Annotated in this window: 25 protein-coding genes; 18 read left to right on the forward strand and 7 right to left on the reverse strand. The window is 39.1% G+C overall.

The window, feature by feature from the left end; genetic code table 11:
• The first annotated feature begins 32 nt into the window (after positions 1-32).
• From mnmG to ACDX78_RS05500, 7 genes are all read left to right on the forward strand, one after another.
• On the forward strand, positions 33-1,919 hold the full coding sequence (gene mnmG / locus ACDX78_RS05470; protein WP_486026000.1) for a tRNA uridine-5-carboxymethylaminomethyl(34) synthesis enzyme MnmG: 1,887 nt from the start codon (positions 33-35) through the stop codon (positions 1,917-1,919).
• Positions 1,920-1,980: 61 nt separating this feature from the next.
• Positions 1,981-2,697: a 16S rRNA (guanine(527)-N(7))-methyltransferase RsmG gene (rsmG, locus tag ACDX78_RS05475; protein WP_486026001.1), complete on the forward strand. Its 717-nt coding sequence runs from the start codon at positions 1,981-1,983 to the stop codon at positions 2,695-2,697.
• 507 nt (positions 2,698-3,204) lie between these two features.
• Entirely contained in the window at positions 3,205-4,059 is an 855-nt protein-coding gene (gene noc, locus ACDX78_RS05480) for a nucleoid occlusion protein (RefSeq protein ID WP_486026002.1), read from the forward strand.
• Between the two features lie 471 nt (positions 4,060-4,530).
• Entirely contained in the window at positions 4,531-5,304 is a 774-nt protein-coding gene (locus tag ACDX78_RS05485) for a ParA family protein (RefSeq protein ID WP_486026003.1), read from the forward strand.
• A complete protein-coding gene (locus tag ACDX78_RS05490) occupies positions 5,285-6,124 on the forward strand; it encodes a ParB/RepB/Spo0J family partition protein (protein WP_486026004.1) in 840 nt (279 codons plus the stop codon). Before ACDX78_RS05485 ends, ACDX78_RS05490 begins: the two co-directional genes overlap by 20 nt.
• A gap of 72 nt (positions 6,125-6,196) precedes the next feature.
• Positions 6,197-7,351, forward strand: a complete 1,155-nt coding sequence (locus ACDX78_RS05495) for an aminotransferase class V-fold PLP-dependent enzyme (RefSeq protein WP_486026006.1) — start codon at positions 6,197-6,199, stop codon at positions 7,349-7,351.
• A 17-nt stretch (positions 7,352-7,368) separates the two neighbouring features.
• Complete coding sequence (locus ACDX78_RS05500; RefSeq protein ID WP_486026007.1) at positions 7,369-8,073, forward strand: DUF554 domain-containing protein; 705 nt, start codon at positions 7,369-7,371, stop codon at positions 8,071-8,073.
• A gap of 392 nt (positions 8,074-8,465) precedes the next feature.
• Here ACDX78_RS05500 and yyaC read toward each other — a convergent pair whose 3' ends face one another.
• Positions 8,466-9,086 carry a spore protease YyaC gene (gene yyaC / locus ACDX78_RS05505; RefSeq protein WP_486026009.1) on the reverse strand — a complete coding sequence of 207 codons (621 nt, stop codon included), beginning with the start codon at positions 9,084-9,086 and terminating at the stop codon, positions 8,466-8,468.
• Between the two features lie 86 nt (positions 9,087-9,172).
• Here yyaC and ACDX78_RS05510 point away from each other — a divergent pair, with 86 nt between their 5' ends.
• Genes ACDX78_RS05510 through ACDX78_RS05520 form a run of 3 tightly spaced genes read left to right on the forward strand, consistent with a single transcriptional unit; the run spans position 9,173 to position 11,356 of the window.
• The gene (locus ACDX78_RS05510; RefSeq protein ID WP_486026011.1) at positions 9,173-10,192 is read left to right on the forward strand and encodes a YkvI family membrane protein; all 1,020 of its coding nucleotides are present in this window, start codon (positions 9,173-9,175) and stop codon (positions 10,190-10,192) included.
• Between the two features lie 25 nt (positions 10,193-10,217).
• Positions 10,218-11,120, forward strand: a complete 903-nt coding sequence (locus ACDX78_RS05515; RefSeq protein ID WP_486026012.1) for a mechanosensitive ion channel family protein — start codon at positions 10,218-10,220, stop codon at positions 11,118-11,120.
• Positions 11,121-11,158: 38 nt separating this feature from the next.
• On the forward strand, positions 11,159-11,356 hold the full coding sequence (locus ACDX78_RS05520; RefSeq protein ID WP_486026013.1) for a DUF951 domain-containing protein: 198 nt from the start codon (positions 11,159-11,161) through the stop codon (positions 11,354-11,356).
• 35 nt (positions 11,357-11,391) lie between these two features.
• On the opposite strand, the gene ACDX78_RS05525 is transcribed toward ACDX78_RS05520, so the two are convergent.
• Positions 11,392-12,093, reverse strand: coding sequence for an SRPBCC family protein (locus ACDX78_RS05525; protein ID WP_486026015.1), 702 nt, complete (start codon positions 12,091-12,093; stop codon positions 11,392-11,394).
• Positions 12,080-12,406: an ArsR/SmtB family transcription factor gene (locus tag ACDX78_RS05530; RefSeq protein WP_486026017.1), complete on the reverse strand. Its 327-nt coding sequence runs from the start codon at positions 12,404-12,406 to the stop codon at positions 12,080-12,082. The genes ACDX78_RS05525 and ACDX78_RS05530 overlap by 14 nt, the downstream gene beginning before the upstream one ends.
• Before the next feature lie 446 nt (positions 12,407-12,852).
• Between ACDX78_RS05530 and ychF the strand changes: the two genes are divergently transcribed.
• The 7 genes from ychF (at position 12,853) to ACDX78_RS05565 (ending at position 17,929) form a co-directional block, all read left to right on the forward strand.
• Entirely contained in the window at positions 12,853-13,953 is a 1,101-nt protein-coding gene (gene ychF / locus ACDX78_RS05535; RefSeq protein ID WP_486026019.1) for a redox-regulated ATPase YchF, read from the forward strand.
• A 146-nt stretch (positions 13,954-14,099) separates the two neighbouring features.
• Positions 14,100-14,390, forward strand: coding sequence for a 30S ribosomal protein S6 (gene rpsF, locus ACDX78_RS05540; protein ID WP_486026020.1), 291 nt, complete (start codon positions 14,100-14,102; stop codon positions 14,388-14,390).
• Between the two features lie 15 nt (positions 14,391-14,405).
• A complete protein-coding gene (gene ssb, locus ACDX78_RS05545) occupies positions 14,406-14,921 on the forward strand; it encodes a single-stranded DNA-binding protein (RefSeq protein ID WP_486026021.1) in 516 nt (171 codons plus the stop codon).
• Between the two features lie 35 nt (positions 14,922-14,956).
• Positions 14,957-15,187: a 30S ribosomal protein S18 gene (gene rpsR / locus ACDX78_RS05550; RefSeq protein ID WP_077623759.1), complete on the forward strand. Its 231-nt coding sequence runs from the start codon at positions 14,957-14,959 to the stop codon at positions 15,185-15,187.
• A gap of 266 nt (positions 15,188-15,453) precedes the next feature.
• Entirely contained in the window at positions 15,454-16,062 is a 609-nt protein-coding gene (locus ACDX78_RS05555; protein WP_486026023.1) for a TetR/AcrR family transcriptional regulator, read from the forward strand.
• A 159-nt stretch (positions 16,063-16,221) separates the two neighbouring features.
• Complete coding sequence (locus ACDX78_RS05560; RefSeq protein WP_486026025.1) at positions 16,222-17,154, forward strand: ATP-binding cassette domain-containing protein; 933 nt, start codon at positions 16,222-16,224, stop codon at positions 17,152-17,154.
• A 1-nt stretch (position 17,155) separates the two neighbouring features.
• A complete protein-coding gene (locus ACDX78_RS05565; protein ID WP_486026027.1) occupies positions 17,156-17,929 on the forward strand; it encodes an ABC transporter permease in 774 nt (257 codons plus the stop codon).
• A gap of 55 nt (positions 17,930-17,984) precedes the next feature.
• On the opposite strand, the gene ACDX78_RS05570 is transcribed toward ACDX78_RS05565, so the two are convergent.
• From ACDX78_RS05570 to ACDX78_RS05585, 4 genes are read right to left on the reverse strand one after another with little or no spacing between them, the layout of a single operon-like run.
• Positions 17,985-18,599 carry an ATP-binding cassette domain-containing protein gene (locus tag ACDX78_RS05570; protein ID WP_486026028.1) on the reverse strand — a complete coding sequence of 205 codons (615 nt, stop codon included), beginning with the start codon at positions 18,597-18,599 and terminating at the stop codon, positions 17,985-17,987.
• A gap of 15 nt (positions 18,600-18,614) precedes the next feature.
• Positions 18,615-19,292 carry a molybdate ABC transporter permease subunit gene (gene modB, locus ACDX78_RS05575; protein WP_486026030.1) on the reverse strand — a complete coding sequence of 226 codons (678 nt, stop codon included), beginning with the start codon at positions 19,290-19,292 and terminating at the stop codon, positions 18,615-18,617.
• A gap of 24 nt (positions 19,293-19,316) precedes the next feature.
• Positions 19,317-20,102, reverse strand: coding sequence for a molybdate ABC transporter substrate-binding protein (gene modA, locus ACDX78_RS05580; protein ID WP_486026031.1), 786 nt, complete (start codon positions 20,100-20,102; stop codon positions 19,317-19,319).
• Positions 20,103-20,139: 37 nt separating this feature from the next.
• Complete coding sequence (locus ACDX78_RS05585; protein ID WP_486026033.1) at positions 20,140-20,634, reverse strand: DUF1189 family protein; 495 nt, start codon at positions 20,632-20,634, stop codon at positions 20,140-20,142.
• A 377-nt stretch (positions 20,635-21,011) separates the two neighbouring features.
• Between ACDX78_RS05585 and ACDX78_RS05590 the strand changes: the two genes are divergently transcribed.
• The gene (locus tag ACDX78_RS05590) at positions 21,012-21,956 is read left to right on the forward strand and encodes a YybS family protein (protein ID WP_486026035.1); all 945 of its coding nucleotides are present in this window, start codon (positions 21,012-21,014) and stop codon (positions 21,954-21,956) included.
• Positions 21,957-22,058 lie beyond the last annotated feature (102 nt).

Raw genomic sequence — 22,058 nt, forward strand, 5'->3', positions numbered from 1 at the left:
CGCGAGAAAAATAGATAGAAAGGGTGAAAATGATGACTTATAATGCAGGCCATTACGATGTTATTGTTGTTGGCGCCGGCCATGCAGGTATAGAAGCAAGTATTGCTGCTGCCCGGATGGGTGCGAAGACATTAATGCTCACACTGAACCTTGATATGATTGGATTTATGCCATGTAATCCGTCCATCGGCGGTCCCGCCAAAGGGATTGTTGTCAGGGAAGTGGATGCACTGGGTGGTGTCATGGGTAAATTGATTGATAAATCATATATCCAAATGCGTATGCTCAACACGAGAAAGGGTCCTGCTGTGCAGGCTCTAAGAGCACAAGCTGATAAAAACGTTTATATGCAGGAAGCGAAAAAATTGCTGGAAATGGAAGAGAACCTTACTTTACAACAAGGGATGGTAGATTCCCTGATCGTGGAAGATGGTATGTGTAAAGGGGTTGTGACGGAAACGAAGGCTGTTTACACTTCAGCATCTGTCATTATCACCACCGGCACCTTTATGCGGGGGAAAGTATTGATTGGAGATGTGGAATATGAAAGCGGGCCGAATAATCAGCGTCCCACATTGAAGCTTTCCGATAATCTGGAGGAACTCGGCTTTAAGCTGACCCGTTTTAAAACAGGTACACCACCACGGGTGATTAGTCATTCCATTGATTATTCCAAAACGGAAATCCAGCCAGGCGACGAGAATCCCAAGTATTTTTCTTATGAAACAGAAGAGCGGGTCGTTGATCAGCTGCCATGCTGGTTAACGTATACGAATGAATTCACACATCAGGTAATTAATGATAATCTCGGTATGTCTGCCATGTATTCTGGCGTGAAACGCGGAACTGGAGCAAGGTACTGTCCGTCTATTGAGGATAAAATTGTCCGTTTTAATGATAAACCACGACACCAAATTTTCCTCGAGCCGGAAGGAAGAGATACAGATGAAGTGTATGTACAAGGGCTATCTACATCGCTCCCGGAATACGTACAGCATGAAATGATAAAAACCGTTCCAGGTCTGGAAAATGCACAAATCATGCGGGCTGGCTATGCCATTGAATATGATGTAGTCGTTCCTGCACAACTTTGGCCTACAATGGAAACGAAAAAAATCGAAAACTTGTTTACAGCCGGACAAATTAACGGAACTTCCGGTTATGAAGAAGCGGCAGGACAAGGCATGATGGCAGGGATGAATGCGGCTGCCAAATTATTAGGAAAAGAACCGATCATCCTCGATCGTTCTCAGGCCTATATCGGCGTAATGATTGATGATTTGGTGACAAAAGGGACGAATGAACCATACCGTCTTCTCACATCTCGTGCAGAATACCGATTACTATTGCGCCATGACAATGCGGATCTCCGCCTGACAGAAATCGGTTATCAAGCAGGAACGGTCTGTGAGGAGCGCTACGCAAAATATGCAGCAAAAAATCGATCGGTAGAACAGGAAAAGAAAAGATTAAATAAATTGATCATCAAACCTACCGACGAAGTAAATGGTTTTCTGAAGGAGACCGGTGCTGGGGCGTTGAAAGAAGCAGTAAAAGCATATGATCTTCTGAAACGTCCGGAGATAGCCTATGAGAATATTGAACGTATCCTGCAGCCGGACCCTGATTTGCCGGGTGAAGTAAAAGAGCAGGTTGGTATTCAAATTAAGTATGAGGGTTATATTAAGAAAGCGATGGATCAGGTTGACCGGATGCTAAAGATGGAAGATAAAAAAGTACCCGAGAATATTGATTACGATGCGATAAATGGAATTGCTACAGAAGCAAAAGAGAAACTGAAAAGTATTCGCCCATTATCCGTCGGTCAAGCATCCAGAATATCCGGTGTAAACCCTGCTGATGTTTCTATTTTATTAGTCTATATTGAACAAGGGGATATCGCGAGAGTAGCAAATTAAGTTTTATTGGAAGATCACTAATTTCTGGTGATCTTCTTCTACATAAGGAGAATTGTAAAAGATGAATGAACAGACATTTGCGCTGCGTTTAAAAGAACAGGGAATCGAACTGAATGATCATCAGCTAGAACAATTCCGGATTTATTTTAAAACATTGGTAGAATGGAATGAGAAAATAAACCTTACCGCCCTTACCGAAGAGGCTGATGTATATGAAAAACATTTTTTTGACTCGATTGCAGCAGCCTTTTATTATGATTTCACAAAGCCAATGGACGTATGTGATGTTGGGGCAGGAGCAGGGTTTCCGAGCATCCCGCTAAAGATCTGCTTTCCTCATATTAAAGTGACGATTGTTGATTCGTTAAAAAAGCGAATTTATTTTTTAAATCAGCTGGGCGTTGCATTGGATTTAAAAGATGTTGCATTTTATCATGATCGTGCTGAGTCTTTTGGTAAAAACGCCGATTTTAGGGAGAAATTTGATGTTGTTTCAGCAAGAGCTGTAGCCCGCATGTCTGTTTTAGCAGAACTCTGTTTGCCGTTGGTGAGAATGAATGGCACTTTTCTCGCAATGAAAGGTGCACAGGTCATAGAGGAATTGAAAAAAGCAGATTCCGCGATTGAAGTATTAGGGGGCAACATAAAAGATACACATACCTTTTTACTCCCAGAAGAAAAAAGTGAGCGTTCCATAGTCATTGTCGATAAAAGGAGAAAAACACCGAAGAAATACCCAAGGAAAGCAGGAACACCAAATAAAGAACCCATCGAATAAGTTGTTTTCACCTGCATTTGTGCAAACGAAATGCTGCAGGGACTGACGCATTGCAGAGTGAAAAATCATGTTTCAATGCCTGGAAAATGATAAAACGTAGGGTCTGGGATAATTTTTAATATAGAAATAGCCATAGCCAGCTCCAGTGATAGCAAATCTTTGCGGTGGGACGAGCGTTTAAGCGCATCCTAAGGCGCAGTTCGTATATCGCTAAACATGCGCTTGCGCTTTTGTTCTTTTACAAAGACTTTACAAGAGCCAGGTTTTGTAATGTTCATTTCAGGTCATTTATGATAGAATAATAATAGATTAATAGCCTGTTTACATATATTGCTTTATTTTATTTAACGGACTTTTCACCGATAGCACGGTGAAAGTCTTCGTTGTGTTTATATTGTTTGATAGGAATATCGGCTTCATGCCATGACCTAAAGGTTCTTGTACTTATACAGATAATACAAAATGTTCCACGTGAAACATTTTGCTTTAAAAGGTGGTGTTAACAAGATGGTAAAACCTTTTAACCGAATTTTTGGTTTGGGTGAAAAGGGTGAAGAAAGAGAAGTGGAAAACTTTCATCCGGATGAAGTTGTTCAAATTCCCGTGCAATCTATTGAACCAAATAGATATCAGCCCAGGACAATTTTCAGTGAGGAAAAAATTCAGGAGCTGGCACAGACTATTCATACACATGGAATGATCCAGCCGATCGTCGTACGCCAAATAGAAGAAGAAAAGTATGAACTAATCGCAGGTGAACGAAGGTGGAGAGCTGTTCAGGAACTGGAATGGGAAAATGTTTCTGTGATAGTTAGAGAAATGAATGATACGGAGATAGCCTCTGTCGCTCTCATTGAAAACCTGCAGCGGGAAGAATTAACAGTTATTGAGGAAGCAAATGCTTATGCGAAGTTATTGGAGATTCATTCCTTAACACAGGAAGCATTAGCCCAAAGGCTTGGAAAAAACCAATCAACCATCGCTAATAAGCTGCGTTTATTAAAGTTATCTGAGGAAATTCAAGAGGCGCTACTGAATAAACAAATTACGGAGCGTCATGCAAGGGCTTTAATCAAGTTAGGTGATCCGGAACAACAAGTAAAACTTTTGCAAGATATTCTGGAGTTCGATTTGAATGTAAAACAGACAGAAGAGCGAATAAGTAAGCTGAATGCACCCAAAGGAGAAAAAAAGAAAAAGCGTAACCAATGGAAAGGCGTTAATAAAGACGTACGCATTGCAATGAACACAATTCGGCAATCATTAGCGATGGTAAATGATACCGGTATGAACGTGGAATCAGATGAAAAGGAACTGGATGACTACTACCAGATAACGATAAAAATACCGAAACAGAAATAATAACTTCATTATTAATTATAAATTAAAATACCCATCTCTCCAGAAAGGTGGGTATTTTTAACTCATAAAAAGAACAAATTTATCTCAGTGTAACAGGCTGTAAGACTCCCACTTCAAGAATGTAGAAAACATGAAAATGCTAAGTGGGAGATCTAAAAGCCAGTAACGGCCCGATTCGTTCAAGGGCCTTTAGGTCATACCCTTGAGGTACTAACATTAAGTGGGGGAAGGGGGAACGCAGACTAAAATCGCCACGTCCTGGGACTACGGTACAGTGGTTCCTCGTCCCACCGAAAAACATTGTGGCAACGTCTGCATGACCTACGTCCTGTAGGCCTAAAACTCCCACTGAATGAAGTTTCACTTTATTACTTAAATTAAAAATGATTTACAAAAACAAAATATCTATTCTTTTTACTTCAATTAATGATAGAATAATAGTTATATAGTTTTAGGAAGGTGTCAACACAAATGGGTAAAATAATTTCGATTGCAAATCAAAAAGGCGGCGTAGGAAAAACCACGTCTTCCGTGAATCTCAGTGCCAGCCTTGCACATTTGGGGAATAAAGTACTACTGGTAGATATAGACCCTCAGGGGAATGCAACAAGCGGGGTAGGAATTAATAAAGCAGATGTAAAACATTGTATCTATAACGTACTTATTGAAGAAATGACAGCTGATGATGTAGTAGTTTCGACAAACACAGCTAATTTGGATGTTGTTCCTGCGACGATCCAGCTTGCTGGAGCGGAGATAGAACTGGTACCAACCATATCAAGGGAAGTCCGCTTGAAAAAATCATTGGAACATCTGAAAAATGAATATGATTATATTATTATTGATTGTCCTCCGTCACTTGGCCTGCTTACACTTAATTCATTAACCACATCAGACACCATACTTATCCCTGTTCAATGTGAGTACTATGCATTGGAAGGACTTAGTCAATTGTTAAATACAATCCGACTGGTGCAAAAACATTTGAATAAGAAATTGATGATAGAAGGCGTGTTGTTGACGATGCTTGATGCACGAACCAATCTAGGGCTTCAAGTTATTGAGGAAGTAAAGAAGTATTTTCAGGATAAGGTATATAATTCTATTATACCAAGAAATGTTCGGCTGGGTGAGGCACCGAGCCACGGACAGCCTATCATCATGTACGATTCAAAATCAAAAGGTGCACAAGTATATCTTGACTTAGCGAAGGAAGTGATGGCCAATGGCGAAAGGGTTGGGTAAAGGGATCAATGCTTTTTTTCCGGATATAGAAGAACATGATGAAAATATGATTAAGGAAATTGCAATTTCAGAGTGCAGACCGAACCCGTATCAACCGAGAAAAACGTTTCATGCGGATGCCATTGAGGAATTGAAGGAATCCATTCTGGAATATGGTATCATTCAGCCGATTATTGTCCGCAAAAGCATTAAAGGATATGAGATTGTTGTAGGAGAACGCCGTTATCGCGCTGCTAAAGAGGCTGGGCTGGAAACCATTCCTGCAGTTGAAAAAGAACTGTCGGATGCAAACATGATGGAGCTTGCATTGCTTGAAAACCTGCAGCGGGAAAATTTAACACCAATAGAGGAAGCATATGCTTATTCCAATTTAATGAAAGAGTTGGAAATCACGCAAGAAGAACTTTCCAAACGATTGGGAAAAAGCCGATCCCATATTGCAAATATCGTTCGGTTGTTATCATTACCGGAACAGGTAGTAGCTTATATAAATAACGGCGAGTTATCCATGGGCCATGGACGTGCTTTAATAGGCATTAAAGAAAAGCATAAAATCGTTCCTTTCGTAAATAAAATTAGAAAAGAAAAATTGAATGTTAGACAGGTAGAGCAGTTGATTGTTAAATTAAATGAAGGTACAGATAAGAAGAAAAAAGAAAAGCCGAAGAAAGATATATTTTTACAAGAACAGGAATCAGTTTTAAGAGATCGGCTTGGTACCGCGGTAAACATACAGCGTGGCAAACGAAAAGGAAAAATTGAAATCGAATTTTATAATGATAATGATTTGGAACGTATCATTGATGTATTGGAAAAATAAATATACAAAAAGCTAACGCGAATGCCGTTAGCTTTTTTAGCATAAAAAATCGAAAGAGAGAGGGACTTCAAAATGATTTATTTTGATCAGGCTGCATCCTCTTTTCCCAAGCCGCCGGAAGTTGCCGAGGCAATGATTAAAGCAGTTAATGAAACTGCTGCAAATCCAGGGAGGGGATCACATCAACTGGCAAGGCAGGCGGCACAATTAATTAATCAGACAAGAGAAAAAGCTGCACAGTTATTTGGGTGCGCTGATCCAAGGCAAGCAGTTTTTTTTAATAACGCCACGGTGGCATTAAATCAGGCAGTCAAAGGGTTAACATGGGAAAAAGGGGACCATATTATTTCCACTTCTTTTGAGCATAATTCTATACGCAGGCCATTAGTATATTTGGAAAAAAATTATGGCGTCCGTGTTACACATATAGATTGGGATGAGGACGAGAGTTTGGTCATAGAGCAAATAGAAAAAGCAATAAATCCGCGTACTAAATTGATTGCGATGACACACGCCTCCAATGTAACAGGTGGTGTTTTTCCAATTGAAAACATATTGAAGTTCGCTAAACAGGATGATATAACGACCTTGGTGGATGCATCTCAAACAGCTGGGCATAGGCACCTGCATATGAAGGAACAGCAAATGGATATGCTTGTTTTTCCAGGTCATAAAGGCGTGCTTGGGCCACAAGGAATTGCCATGTTATTGGTGGAAGGGGAGATTCCTTTGAATCCAATTCATCATGGTGGAACAGGGAGTTATTCGGAGCTGCCTGATCAGCCGGAGCAATTACCGGAAAGATTAGAAAGTGGTACGCTGAATTCACCAGGGATTGCTGGGCTTTTGGCTGCACTGCAAGTATATGAGAAGAGCAAAGATGAAAATGTTCCACGTGAAACAATACTGGCAAACAAGCTGCTGGAAGGGCTTCAAATGGTGCCGGATGTAAATGTATATGGACCTCCGCGAAGTTCGAACAGACTTCCTATCGTAGCTTTTAATATAAAAAATATACATTCACAAGAAATAGCAGCCATACTGGATTCGCATTATAATATTGCAGTAAGGGGAGGTTTGCATTGTAGCCCGCTTGCCCATGAGGTGCTGCATACTTCAAACCAGGGTGTAATCAGAGCAAGTTTAAGTTATTATAATACAGAGCAAGAAATTGATCAGTTTTTGCAAGCCATTAATGAAATAGCAGAAGCATATCAGGAAATTTAATTGTTGGAGTTGGAAGCATGATTTTATATGGTACGTTAGTTAATGGAATATTAATTATTGTTGGCAGTATACTTGGATTGTTTTTTACTAAAATCCCGGAAAAATATAAAGAAACAGTAATGCATGGAATTGGGCTTGTGGTTACATTGATCGGATTACAAATGGCATTATCCACTGAGATTATAGTTATTGTTTTACTAAGTTTACTATCCGGCGCAATTATTGGTGAATTCTTTAAAGTAGAAGAAGGGTTAAATCAATTTGGCACTTGGATCGGGAGCAAGTTTACAAATTCAAAGGATGACATAAGTATTTCCCAGGGATTTGTTACGGCTTCTTTAATATTCGTTGTTGGTGCCATGTCGATTATCGGCGCATTGGACGGAGGGCTCAGAGGGGATCATGAAGTGTTGATTACAAAAGGATTTATTGATGGCTTTGTTGCGCTTGTTTTAACAACAACACTCGGTTTAGGCGTCATTCTTTCTGTATTTCCCGTGGTTCTTTACCAAGGCGCCATTGCACTGCTGGCAACGCAAATAGATCGGTGGGTACCGGCAGATATTTTACAAGGAATGATTATTGAGATTACAGCAGTAGGCGGTTTATTAATCGTAGCAATTGGATTGAATTTATTAAAAATCATTCATATACGCATAGGGAATTTACTGCCAGCTATATTCATGGTTATTCCTATCTATTTTATGTATTACTTGATTTAATGACTGAGACTGGATATAGCCAAAGAAAACATTGAAAAGACGAACAATCTACTATGGTAGTCCCGGAAATATACGTAGACTCCTGGGGCTGCGCTAAATGCTCGCCCCACCGTAAAGATTTGCGGGAGGGAAGGCATCGGTGAGATCCCGCAGTATTATTAATGAAGGCCGACTAAAACCGCCCTTTGCGAGCAACGTCGGGATACCCCTTGTCGAAGCAAGGAGGCTCACCAGCCGCCCGCGGCAAAGAAGACACGCTGAAAACGACCAAAGGGAGTTTGAAGTGATGTCGCACTTGTGCCCGCGGTGAAAGCGTAGTATATTTCCGGAGCAATTTTTAAATGCAAGTTTAGGAATGTTTGGATTTTCATTTACTACCCCAGCCCCGTTTTTTAAATGGAACTTTCATGGTGTTTCCGCTGCATAACAATGGAGGGGGAGGTAATTTGATATGTTAAGGCTTGATCGACATTATATAATATATCTGCTGCTTTTTTTGCCATATCCACTACAACAGAAAGTCTTGTGTTTTGTAAGACGGAATGCTCCATAAATCCGCTGACATTTACTACTCCTGTTATATGTATATCTCCGATTTCAGGTAAGGATTTATTTAGCGCCGCACCTGGTTTAATACTCCCTAATCCGGAAATTAAATGACCGACAGAAGAAGCTTTGCCAAGACAGGCATCCACCGCAATCACATAGGGGCGGCGGTATGTATTTTTAATATGACTAACATGATCCTCCATATTCGTTGCATGAACGGGATTTTTTAATGTTCCATGAACATGGATATGCTTGGGCTTTAATTCGGACAGGAAATAGCCTGTAAGTGGGCCGAATGCATCTCCGGTGGACCGGTCGGTACCTACACAAACAATCACATATTCACGGGGGACTTCGGGAAGCCATGAAATTAATGTGTTACTCATCATTTCCGAAATCTCTGCCTTTGAATGAAGCATACGCAATTGGTTCTTTTTCGCTGCTAAATTTCTTTTTAAATTCATAGCTTATCCTCCAAAAACATATTGTTATAGTATACGGATTTTTTAAGCAATGTATACATAGATAATAAAATATTGGGGGAGAAACGATGCTGCGAGCTGGTATGAAGTGGATGTTTTTAATCATAGGTACAACGATAGGGGCAGGATATGCGTCAGGGAGGGAACTGTGGCAATTTTTTGGCCATGAAAGTGGACTGGCTATTTTAATTTTCACTTTATTTTTTTCAGTTTCCTGCGCCGTGATTTTGTATGTAAGCTATCAGAAAAAATCTTCTCATTATTTGCCTGTGTTACAAGAAATTGTTGGGTTAAAATTGACGAAGTTTTATGATGTAATGATATTTCTATATTTATTTACAACTACTGTCGTCATGATTGCCGGAAGCGGTGCGACGGGACAGGCGTTTAACTTTTCATACTGGTTGGGAATTGTTATTATTGTACTTGCCTTGATTTTCCTGTTTATTAAAGGGATAAACGGGTTATTATCCATAAATCAGCTCATACTGCCTTTATTAATTATCGGGCTGTTGTATGTATTGTTATTATTTACATTTGATCAGGAGCTTGCGTTATTTTCTCATTGGCATGAACAGCGGAATTGGATGGCAGCTTTTCCGTTTACTGCATTGAATATACTCCCTTTAATTGCCGTGCTCGGAGCGATAGGAAATAAGGTGGAATCAACAGCGGAAATTTTAGTTGCATCGATCGGCAGTGGAGCTACTTTAGGTGTCGTATCTTATATATATAACAATAGCTTAATACAAATAGCAGATGAATTACTGTTGTATGAAATTCCTTTGTTTGCTATTTTGAGAAACTATCCATTTGAAATGGTAATTTTCATGACAATTCTATTATGGTTTGCTATATTTACCACAGCAGCAGCAGGGATACTGGGACTGGTTACAAGAATGAAAGAATATTTTAAGGGACCATTATGGTTGATGGTAGTCATTATTTTACTAACAATGATCCCTTTATCTTTATTAGGTTTTTCCACTCTGGTTAACTATTTATATCCGATCTATGGATTGTTGAATTTATATGTATTAACAAGACTGTTGCTATTCCCTTTATGGTATAAACGAAAAAGTGTTTAATGTGGCAAAGACAGGAGGACTCGACATGGAAGAAGTGAATAGAGAAATGACAGATTTTTGGGAGTATATAACAGGACCTGAGTTATGGGCTACGATAGGAGCAGCTTTAATTCGCGTGTTAATTATTGTGATCTTGGCTTATATCGTTGTTCGAGTAACAAGAAAGTTAATTTACCGGATATTTCAAAATAGGCAAAGGGGTCCTATTCGTATCTCGGAACGCAGAGAAAAAACATTAAAAAAGCTAGCCAGTAACGTCGTGGCCTATATTGTATATTTTATTGCCATTATCATGATTCTTGATAATGTGTTAGGATTTCAGGTTGGCGCACTGCTTGCTGGTGCTGGTGTTGCAGGACTTGCCATTGGTTTTGGTGCACAAAACCTGGTTCGTGATATAATCACTGGATTTTTTATTATATTTGAAGATCAATTTTCTGTAGGAGACTATATTTTTGTAGCCGGGATAGAAGGTACAGTGGAAGAAATCGGGCTCCGTACTACGAAGGTATTAAGCTGGACAGGGGAGATGAATGTGGTCCCGAATGGGGATATCACGCAAGTAACCAACTACTCCGTCCATAATGGGCTGGCCTTGGTAGATATCAATATACCATATGAAAGCAGTGTCTATGAGGCAGAAAAAATAATAAATGATGTGGCGATCACGCTGCCGGAAAAATACGATTTTCTAGTAGGTACACCGGAAATTATTGGTGTTCAAAACTTGGAAGTGTCCCATTTTGTAATTAGAGTTATTGCAGATACAAAACCTGGTTTCCAGTGGGCGGGAGAAAGAAATATCCGCAAAGAAATGCAGGATAAACTTTATCAGTCAGGTATTGAAATTCCAGCACCGCGTGTGGTTATGTACTCTAAAGAGGAAGAAAATAAATTACGGGAACAAAACCGTGAGCGGGAACAATAATATTTGGTATAATGGTAAGAAAAAAAGGAGTACTATCTATGGCGGATAAGGATTTTGGATTAAACGATGTTGTGCAAATGAAAAAACCACATCCATGTGGAGAAAACCGCTGGAAAATCATCCGTATGGGAATGGATATCCGAATCAAGTGCCTTGGCTGTGATCATAGTGTTATGCTACCGAGACGAGAGTTTACGAAGAAAATGAAAAAAGTGTTGGTAAAAGCAGGGGATTAAAGACTAGGCTGAACAAATATGTTCAGCCTTATCAATTAATAGGCAACAGGATATTCGCTAATTTCACAAGCAATATCCAAATATTTGCCATCCCGAATAACTTTCAGCTGAACAATACTCCCAGCACCATTCTTGTTTACAGCATTTTCTAGATCTTCATATCCAGAAATCGCCTCACCATCAAGAGCAGTAATTACATCACCAGACTGTATACTAGCACGATCTGCAGGTCCCTTAGCCCCCACTTTTAATACTTTGCTGCCTTGGGTTTCCCCGTTGCTGGTTGTATGCACGGCTCCAATCCAGCCTTTCCACATCTCAGATCGCAAGTCATTATCCATTTCATATACACTTTTGAGATTTTTAAGGAACTGATAGGTGCCATATAGCATATTTTCTTTGACAGCTTCACCTTCTTCGCCCAAAAACGTTATCTTATATTCAATAGAAACACGTACCCCTTCATTTTCCTGCTTTAATATTGTGATTGTTTTAAAGCTGCCATCTTCACTTTCGAGCACGAACTTTTTTCCTTCTGATATTTCCGTGTAGATACCAGATGACACCACACCCCAGCCATGCTCAATATAGCCTTTTCCACCAATTTGAAAATCTACATCTGCTTGTTTGGCATACCAGCGTTTCAGGTATTCCGGTTTTGTTAGTGCATCCCACACCTTATTGAGTGGTGCACGAATCATAATTTCACACTTCACAGAATCTTTAACCTCGTCCATTGCTATCCTCTCCCTTTTCTACAAAATTTTTCAAGCTGTCCAGTTTATCATCCATCAAGTCTCCGATATCATGAAGCATTTTTTGATAAGCTTTCCAAAGCATATTTGAATCGAGATGATAGATGCGATATTTGCCCATAATCTCTTCTTTGACCAACTGTTCCTCCAACAGCACCTTTAAATGCTTTTTCACAGCTGGCTGTGAGATAGTAAATTCCCCTACAATTTCCTTCTGTGTCATAGCTTTTTGCTTTAGCATGTGCAAAATACGGCGACGTGTAATATCACCCAATGCACGATAAATATTAGACATTAACATTCCTCTTTTTATACATATAACTATTTAGTTATATGTATTATAAATTCTATTTTTAATGTTGTCAATAATTTTCAGTTTTGAGTTTACCTTTTCTCCTCAAGAAAAATATATTTTAGTCCATAATTAAGAATTCTTAAAATAATATTCATGCGTGTTTTCTTAAATAAAATTTGTGCACGATGAACTTACGTTATATGAGATATATTTTACAAAATAATTCTTTTAAAAATAGATAAAAATAGACGAACCTGCTGATAAAATGGTAAAATAGCACCATAGAGAAAGAGAAATTACAAAGATAATAGGGTAAAAAGCAAAAATGGGCATATTAATATGCCTGTTTTTGTTTTTTGCGAACTTGTCAAGTGGACAGGCAATATCTATAATTAGATGGTAGACGCGTTCATATGAATGGAAATCCTTAAGGAGTGGAAAGTAGCATGGCTTTAACAGCAGGAATTGTTGGGTTGCCGAATGTAGGGAAATCTACATTATTCAATGCAATTACACAGGCGGGGGCAGAAGCGGCGAATTATCCATTTGCCACGATTGATCCAAATGTGGGGATTGTAGAGGTACCCGATAATCGCTTAAATAAATTAACTGAATTAGTAAAACCGAAAAAAACAGTACCTACAGCTTTTGAGTTTACAGATATTGCAGGTATTGTAAAAGGTGCAAGTAAAGGGGAGGGTCTCGGCAACCAATTTTTATCACATATTCGTCAAGTCGATGCCATATGTCAGGTTGTTCGTTGTTTTCAGGATGAAAATATTACCCATGTTTCAGGGGAAATTGACCCGATAGATGATATTGAGATCATAAACCTGGAATTAATTCTTGCCGATCTAGAAACCGTGAATAAGCGTAATCAGCGTGTGGAAAAGATGGCAAGACAAAAGGATAAAGAAGCATTGGCAGAATTCAATGTACTCTCTGTATTGAAAGAAGGACTCGAATCTGAAAAACCAGTTCGTGCACTTGAATTTACCGAAGAGCAGTGGAAGGTAGTTAAAGAGCTCCATTTATTAACCAGTAAACCAGCTCTCTATGTCGCTAATGTGAGTGAGGATGAAGTAGCTGATCCGGATGCCAATGAATATGTGCAAAAGGTGAAGGATTATGCCGTAAAAGAAGATGCGGAAGTCATTGTGATTTGTGCTAAGATTGAAGAAGAAATCTCAGAACTGGATCAGAACGAAAAAGAAATGTATCTGGAAGAATTGGGGATTGCTGAATCAGGACTGGATCAATTGATTAAAGCTTCCTACAGCTTGTTGGGGCTGGCTACTTATTTTACAGCTGGAGAACAGGAAGTACGGGCATGGACATTCCGCCAAGGGATAAAAGCACCGGAGGCAGCAGGAATCATTCATACAGATTTTGAAAGAGGCTTTATCCGTGCGGAAACCGTTTCTTATGATGACCTTACAGAAGCAGGAACTATGATTCAGGCAAAGGAAAATGGAAAAGTGCGCTTGGAAGGAAAGGAATATATTGTGAAAGACGGCGATGTTATTCATTTTAGATTTAATGTGTAAAAAGCTTAACGTAAAAAAGGATCTCTCGAAGGCTTGTTATTTGAAAACTATTTTGGTATAATCAACTATCGTGAGTAATGGAATATCGATTACTCCTTGCTCCTATAGAAAATAGGGGCCGCCAAGACCAAAAGGAGGTGTACCGGATGAGAAAATACGAAATCATGTATATCATCCGCCCGGACATTGAAGAAGAGGCGCAAACAAGTTTAATTGAGCGTTTCAACAATATTTTGACTGATAACGGGGCGGAGATTGAAAAAGTTGATGAAAAAGGCAAGAAGCGACTTGCGTATGAAATCAACGACTACCGTGATGGATATTATGTTATCATCAACTTTAAGGCTGACGAAACAGCAATCAATGAGTTTGATCGCTTAGCCAAGTTCTCCGATGATATCATTCGCCATATGGCAATTCGAGAAGATGATCAATAATAAGGAGTGGTTCTGATGTTAAATCGTGTCGTACTAGTCGGCAGGTTAACGAGGGATCCTGATTTACGTTACACAGCTAATGGCACAGCAGTAGCCAATTTTACCGTAGCTTCTGATCGCCCTTTTACGAATCAGCAAGGCGAACGTGAAACTGATTTCGTCAATTGTGTCACTTGGCGCAGACAGGCTGAAAATCTAGCCAACTATATGAAAAAAGGCAGTATGATCGGTGTAGATGGACGTGTACAGACACGGAGGTACGATAACCAGGAAGGAAAAACGGTATTTGTCACAGAAATTCTCGCAGAAAACATTCAGTTTCTAGAATCAAAGGGTTCATCCCAAAATAGGGGTGGAGAAGAACCATCAGGATTCCAGCAAAATAGAAACCAGAACCAATATCAGCCGAATCAAAATCAAAACCAAAGTCAAAATCAAAATCAAAACCCAAGTCAAAACCAGAATCAGGAAAACCCATTTTCATCAAGCGGGGATCCGATTGATATATCTGATGATGACTTGCCATTCTAAAATAGTTTGAGAAATCCTAAATAGGAGGGATACACATGGCAGCTCGTCGCGGACGTGCAAAGCGTCGTAAAGTGTGTTACTTCACAGCGAACGGAATTACACACATTGATTATAAAGATGTAGATTTGCTAAGACGTTTCGTTTCCGAACGCGGGAAAATTCTTCCCCGTCGTGTAACCGGAACATCTGCAAAGTATCAGCGTAAACTGACAAGAGCAATTAAACGTGCTCGTCAAATGGCATTATTGCCATATGTGACTGAGTAATGACAAAACCTCTAAATTCGGATAGGATCCGGGTTTGGAGGTTTTTGTTTTGGAATGGACTTTTTTTTGCAGCCAAAATGATGAAAGCACACCAAAATATATGGCTATTGGGTTTATGCTTATTTTGTTATAAAACAATCAAAGAGGAGCAATTAGTATAAATTATTACTGAAACGGGATATGCATAAGGAAGATAGAATTCAAAAAAAACATTAACAAAGTATGATAGAATGGATACTATAGAAGCTTGAGGAGGTTTAATTCCTATGGCACGTTTACCTGATGACCAATTAGATAATATACGTAATGAACGCAAGGAACAAATAATGCGTGCTGCCATTAAGGTTTTTGCAGATAACGGTGTTAAACTCACGAAGATAAGCATGATTGCGAAAGAAGCGGGCGTCAGTCATGGACTGGTATACCATTATTTTACATCCAAAGAAGAAGTGCTTTATGAAAGCCTTAAGTGGGCAGTGGCATTAAATGAAACACGTAATTTCCTTCAAAAATTAAACGAGATGTCACAATCGCCATTAGAAAAAATGAAGAGATTCACCAAGTTCGCCTTTTCAGTAAATGATTCAACTTCCAGCAATATATTCCGAATCATTCAAAATCTGGAGAGATCAGAAGGTATTCCTAAGGAAGTAAAGGATTTTACGGATAGTCTAGGCTTGATGTATATTAATTTTTTTATTCCCATAGTAAAAGAGGGCCAGGAGTCTGGTGAAATTATCCAGGGTGATCCTGAAGATTTAGTAGGGCTATTCCTAACCATAATCTCTGGAGTTATGGCAGATGACATTGATTTCTGGCAAGAAAATATGGATTGGAAAGTGGATATTTTTTTACGAATGCTTTCTACTCATTAATAATGTAACTATTTCCTCCCCTTAATCAAAAGTGAAAAAGATATTGACAAAAGGGAGGTTTTATTATAAATTATTATTGACTGAACAAATCAATCAAAGTTCAGTCACATTTTTATAGGTTTATTGACTGACTAAGTCAATCATAAAAGGAGAGATTTTATGCATAACATTGTTATATCTGCTAAGGATTTAAAAAAATCCTATGGTAAGTCTACCGTTTTAGACGGTTTAAATTTTAAAGTAGAACATGGATCCATCTTTGCATTGCTGGGAGAAAATGGTGCTGGGAAAACAACTACAGTACGTATTCTATCCACATTAATTCATGCTGATAGCGGAGATGCGAAGATTGCAGGGTTTGATACAAAACTTGAAGCTGCGTCAGTTAAAAAATTAATCAGCTTAACTGGACAATATGCTACTGTAGATGAATTGCTGACAGGTGAAGAAAATTTAATGATGATGGGCCGTTTAAATCATTTGGATAGCAAAACTGTAAAAAAGCGAACTACTGAATTGCTTGAGCAATTTGATCTCGTAGAAGCTGCTAAAAAACCTGCAAAATCTTATTCCGGCGGGATGCGAAGAAGGCTTGATATTGCTATTAGTCTGCTTTCTACACCGGATGTTATTTTCCTTGATGAGCCGACAACCGGACTAGATCCGCGCAGCCGCAGAAATATGTGGCACTTGATTCAACAGCTTGCAGACGATGGCGTAACTATCTTTTTAACAACGCAATATTTGGAAGAGGCAGATCAGCTTGCAGATAAAATTGCCATCATAGATAGCGGAAAAATAGTAGAGGAAGGTACTGCCGAAGAGCTGAAAAATATTGTCGGTGATGAAAAGTTGGAATTGAAATTTGCTGATGAGGATACATTGCAAAGAGCTCAAGAGCTTTTACAAGGGCATGTAAACAAAACGGAACAAAGTATTTCAATTGCAGCGGAATCAACTGGGGACTTACGTCAATTGCTGAACAGTTTGCATGAAAAAGGAATAGAACCTAAAGCTATTAATTTTCGGAAACCAACACTTGATGATGTTTTTATGGAAATAACAAACCGCAAACAGAAGGAGATGTCTTAGTATGGCTGAAACAAAATGGTATTGGGCTATTATGGATGGATGGACAATGACACGGCGCAATTTAAAACATATTTTCCGGAATGCTGAATCACTATTAATGAGTATTGTCTTACCGGTAGCGCTTATGCTAATGTTTGTCTATATTTTTGGAGGTGCGATCCAAACAGGAACTGACTATATTAATTATGTTGTTCCGGGTGTGATCATTACCTGTGTTGCTTTTGGCAGTTCGTTGATAGCGATAGATGTTACGCAGGACATGACTGGTGGCTTATTTGAACGTTTACGCAGCATGCCAGTTCTTCCATCATCTTTACTGATTGGCCATGTAATTGGCGGAATGTCCCGCAATGGGATTGCAACGACAATTACTTTCCTTGTTGCAGTGCTCATTGGGTTTCGGCCCAATGCAGGACCACTAGAGTGGATTGGTGTAATCGGGGTATTAGCTCTTTTCATGTTATCCATCAGTTGGCTGTTTGTACTCATTGGGCTGATTGTTAAAAGTGTGGACACTGCGAATGCATTAACGTTTCCGATGTTGTTTCTGCCCTATATAAGCAGTGCCTTTGTTCCAACTGATACAATGCCTGATTGGCTTCATGTCTTTGCAGATAATCAGCCAATGACTCCATTAATTGAAACGTTGCGCGGCCTTCTGACTGGTGCACCAATTGATAACAACTTGTGGCTGACCATTGCCTGGTTTGGTGGATTGCTTATTATATCTTTTGTAACTGCAACCATGATATTTAAGAACAGAAAAAGTGAATAGTAAATGTGAACACACCATGAAAGAAATAATTATTATTTCTTTCATGGTGTTTTTTTTACTGCAATCTCCCTTTTTCTATATGCAAAATAAGATCACCAAGCTTCTCAGCTTCTCTTTCATTATGTGTTACCATGATAACAGGAATATTCCATTCCGCATGCAATCGCAGCAATTCATCCTGGCATTCAATGCGTGTTTTTTCATCCAGGGCGGAAAAAGGCTCATCCAGCAGTAGTGCCTCTGGCTTTGTAGCCAGTGCCCGAACCAAAGCAATCCGCTGCTTTTCCCCGCCGGAAATCTGATGCGGATAGCTGTTAAGAAGAGGATGAATGCCAACAACATCTACTAATCTTTTTACCAGCGTCTTATCCTTCATTCCATACTGAATGTTCTTTTTCACCGTCATATGCGGAAAAAGAGCATAATCCTGAAACAAATATCCAATTCGGCGTTTCTGAATCTGAAGTGCGTTTTTTTTTGTTTGAAAAAGAATACGGTTATTCAACTGAATAACACCTTGATCTGGGCTGGTGATTCCTGAAATCGCATTTAAAATGGTTGTTTTTCCGGAGCCTGACGGGCCAAATAAAACAACAATCTCATTATGTACTTTGAAAGAAACATCTATGGAAAAGTGTTTAAGTTTTTTCGTCATCGTCACTGAAAGCATTAAAAATACCACCCATCATTTATCCGAAGTAAACCGCAAAATATTACGCCCGCTCCACCAATTCAGCCAAAGAATAGCAGCAAAGCCGATGATGATGATACTTAACGTCCAAAACATTGCCGCTTCTGTGTCTCCGGATTCTACTGCAAAATAAATCGCCAGCGGAATGGTTTCTGTTTCATTCGGTATGTATCCTGCAACCATTAATGTCGCACCAAATTCACCGAGTGCCCTGGCAAAGGTTAGTACTAAACCAGCAAGCAGCCCCGGCCAGGCCAGGGGAAAAGAAATGGTCCAGAACACCTTCCTTTTGGAAGCACCCATGGTCAATGCCGCATTTTCCAGTGTTTTATCATATTTTTGAAAAGAAGCTGTGGCACTTTGGTACATTAACGGGAAAGATACCACAATCGCTGCAAGCACTGCCCCCACCCATGTAAATACAATTTGAAAATCAAATACATTTAGCAAAAAACTGCCAATCGGTCCGTTCCTGCCAAATAAGTATAATAGTCCAAAACCCACTACCGTAGGAGGAAGAACGAGCGGAAGCATGATTAAAGCTTCCAGCGGTCGTTTGCCGGGAAATTCATTCCTGGCAATGATTCGCGCTAATACAATTCCGATGACAAACACAATTACCGTAGCGATCCCGGCAATTTGTAACGATAAAAAGAATGGTGTGAAATTCATCCCTGCCTACTTCCTTTGTAAAAATTATTCATTCGCAAATCCATGCGCTTCAAAAATTTCTTCTGCTGTATGACTTTCTAAAAATTCAATAAAATATTCCGCTTCTCTACTGCTTGTACTATTTGTCATTACAGCTGCCGGATAAGTGATTGTATCATGCAGGGAAGTATCTATTTCCATAATAATTTCTGTATTACTTGATTTTAGTGCGTCCGTGTAATAAACAAAACCGATATCCGCGTTTCCCGATTCTACATAAGTCATCGCTTGCCGAACGTCTTTTGCAAAAATAAACTGATCGGATAAATCTTCCCATACATTACTGCTGATCAGTGCCTCTCGGGTATAATTCCCTGCCGGTACGCTGTCCGGATTGGCAATGGCAATGTTATCTGCCTCCAGGGAATGCAGTTCCTCCATTGAATCCACTTCCCATCCATTGTCTTTTTCCCCTATCATGACAAGCCGGTTTCCGGTAAAATCTGTCCTCATATCGGGAAGGATTAAATCCTGTTCCTCTAAAAAATCCATTTGTATCTGGTCGGCAGAAAGAAATACATCAACCGGAGCCCCTTGCTGAATTTGCTGGGATAAGGTACCGGAGCCGCCAAAATTTACAGTTATATGAATATAAGGATGGGATGCTTCAAAAGCTTCCGTAATATCATTCATTACATCAGAAAGGCTCGTTGCAGCGGATATAAAGAGTTCACTTTCCTCTGTGGAAGGCTGAAATAGCTCATCCTCCGATTGATTACCGCAACTCGTTAAGCTAACCAAGCCAACCATTAAAATGACTAAATACTTCATTGAAAAGCTCCTTCATCACTGAAAGGTTATGAAATCATTACTTTCTTTGGCGTTTTTTCCGTTTTGGATAAACAGAAATAATAGCCAGCAGCATCACAAAAATAAAAAGCATGGCTGCAAGTAAAAAGAAATTGCTTACTGGTACGAACAGTGCAATCGCTGTATATAAAACAGCAGGGATTGTCGTCGTATAGGCACTCATTTTCCAAAGAATCGAGAACCTGAGTTTTCTCCCCATCAGCTGGGCTATCTTCACGGCAATATAAGCAAGGATGGAAAGAAATAAAAATACGATCATCGTTAATGGCAAATAAAAAAATATAAAAAAATAAATGATGAAAAAAAGGAAGTTCATATTTGCAGTCAGATTGTCCGCCCCTCCCCATTGATCGATAAAAGAGGGAACTGTCACAAATAAAAGGAGAATGAACATATAAATAACAGTAATGTCCATACCGCTTCTGTTCAATTTAAATATTGCGTTCTTATTTGGAAGTTTGATACTATATATAAATGCTTGCAAGAAAATCATGATTACAACCCTTTGTATATAAATTTTTGAGTATATACTGTTCAATTAGTGAAATGCAGAAAAAAGCATAATCTCATTATAAGACAAAAAGATGATAAATTCCTGCTTTGGGGTTGGACAAAAAGTGACATTTCGTAAATAACGAATGTATTTCCTGTTCATTTCATGTACAAAGGCGATCTGGCAGTAATAATTTACGAATCCGTCAAATTATTACCCGGGAAATATTTTATTCTATACCAATCGACAAATATTTCAGCCGAACCTAACATGCATAATAAAGGTTTGTAAGGAGAATTCTCGCCGTTAGGTTTAAAAACATGTTATCATAATATAACAAATAAAAATACACACGCATACGCATTTTGAGGTGTTCTATGAATCAATCAAAGAAAATAACGGATGGGGCGATGCTCACGGCAATTTTTATTGTATTGCTGATGGTAGCGGTTTTTGTGCCGATTATATCGTTTTTTGCACTATTTTTCTTACCTGTACCGTTTGTTATATTTGCTGCTCGCTATGATTGGAAGTCCGCAGCTTTAATGGCTGTAGCAGCTTTTATTTTGTCTATGCTGCTGGCAACCTTTGCTTCCCTCCCTATAGCTGTTATGATGGCATTAGGTGGAATATTTATTGGGAATGCGATACATCAAAATCTGTCTGTTTATGAGACATGGGCAAGAGGTACACTTGGTTTTGTTGCCGGCCTGTTATTTGCATTTGTTTTCATGCAATTTGTTTTCCAAATTAATTTGCTGGAGCAGCTGGAACAAATGATGAATAAATCATTGGAAATGACGGGAAATATGTTCGAAGGGTTTGTTGTACGGGAACAGATGGAAGAAACACAGGCTATGATGCAGGATATGATTGGTGTTATGCTTGATTTATTTCCTGTACTTCTGGCAGGTGCTGCTGTAATGCTTGCACTGATTAGTCAATGGGTCAGTTATAAGATCATCAACAGGATAGAGAAGAAAGACTACCGTTTTCCGCCATTCCGAAATTTACGATTTCCTATATCACTGATCTGGATTTATTTCGGGGCGTTTATACTGTCGTTTTTAGTGACGGATCCTGAAAGCAGTTTGTATATTGCGGTGCAAAACTTGTTTGTACTTACCGGATTATTCATGGCCGTTCAAGGTTTTTCCTTTATCTTTTTCTACGCACATCATAAAAAAATGACAAAAGCACTTCCGATTTTCAGTATAATTTTAACAGTACTTTTTCCAATGATTTTTCTTTATTTGATACGAATAATAGGTATAATTGATTTAGGATTTGGTTTAAGAGATAGGCTTGCTGATAAAGAATGATGCCCTGGCATACCCAAGGGCTATGTCGGAGAATTAGGAAGCAAAGGATTTCATCAAAAAGCATGGTGAAAATAAACTTTAAAAATACCAGCCTGCATAGTG

This window comes from Virgibacillus oceani, assembly GCF_041521345.1.
Taxonomy (GTDB): domain Bacteria; phylum Bacillota; class Bacilli; order Bacillales; family Amphibacillaceae; genus Virgibacillus_N; species Virgibacillus_N oceani_A.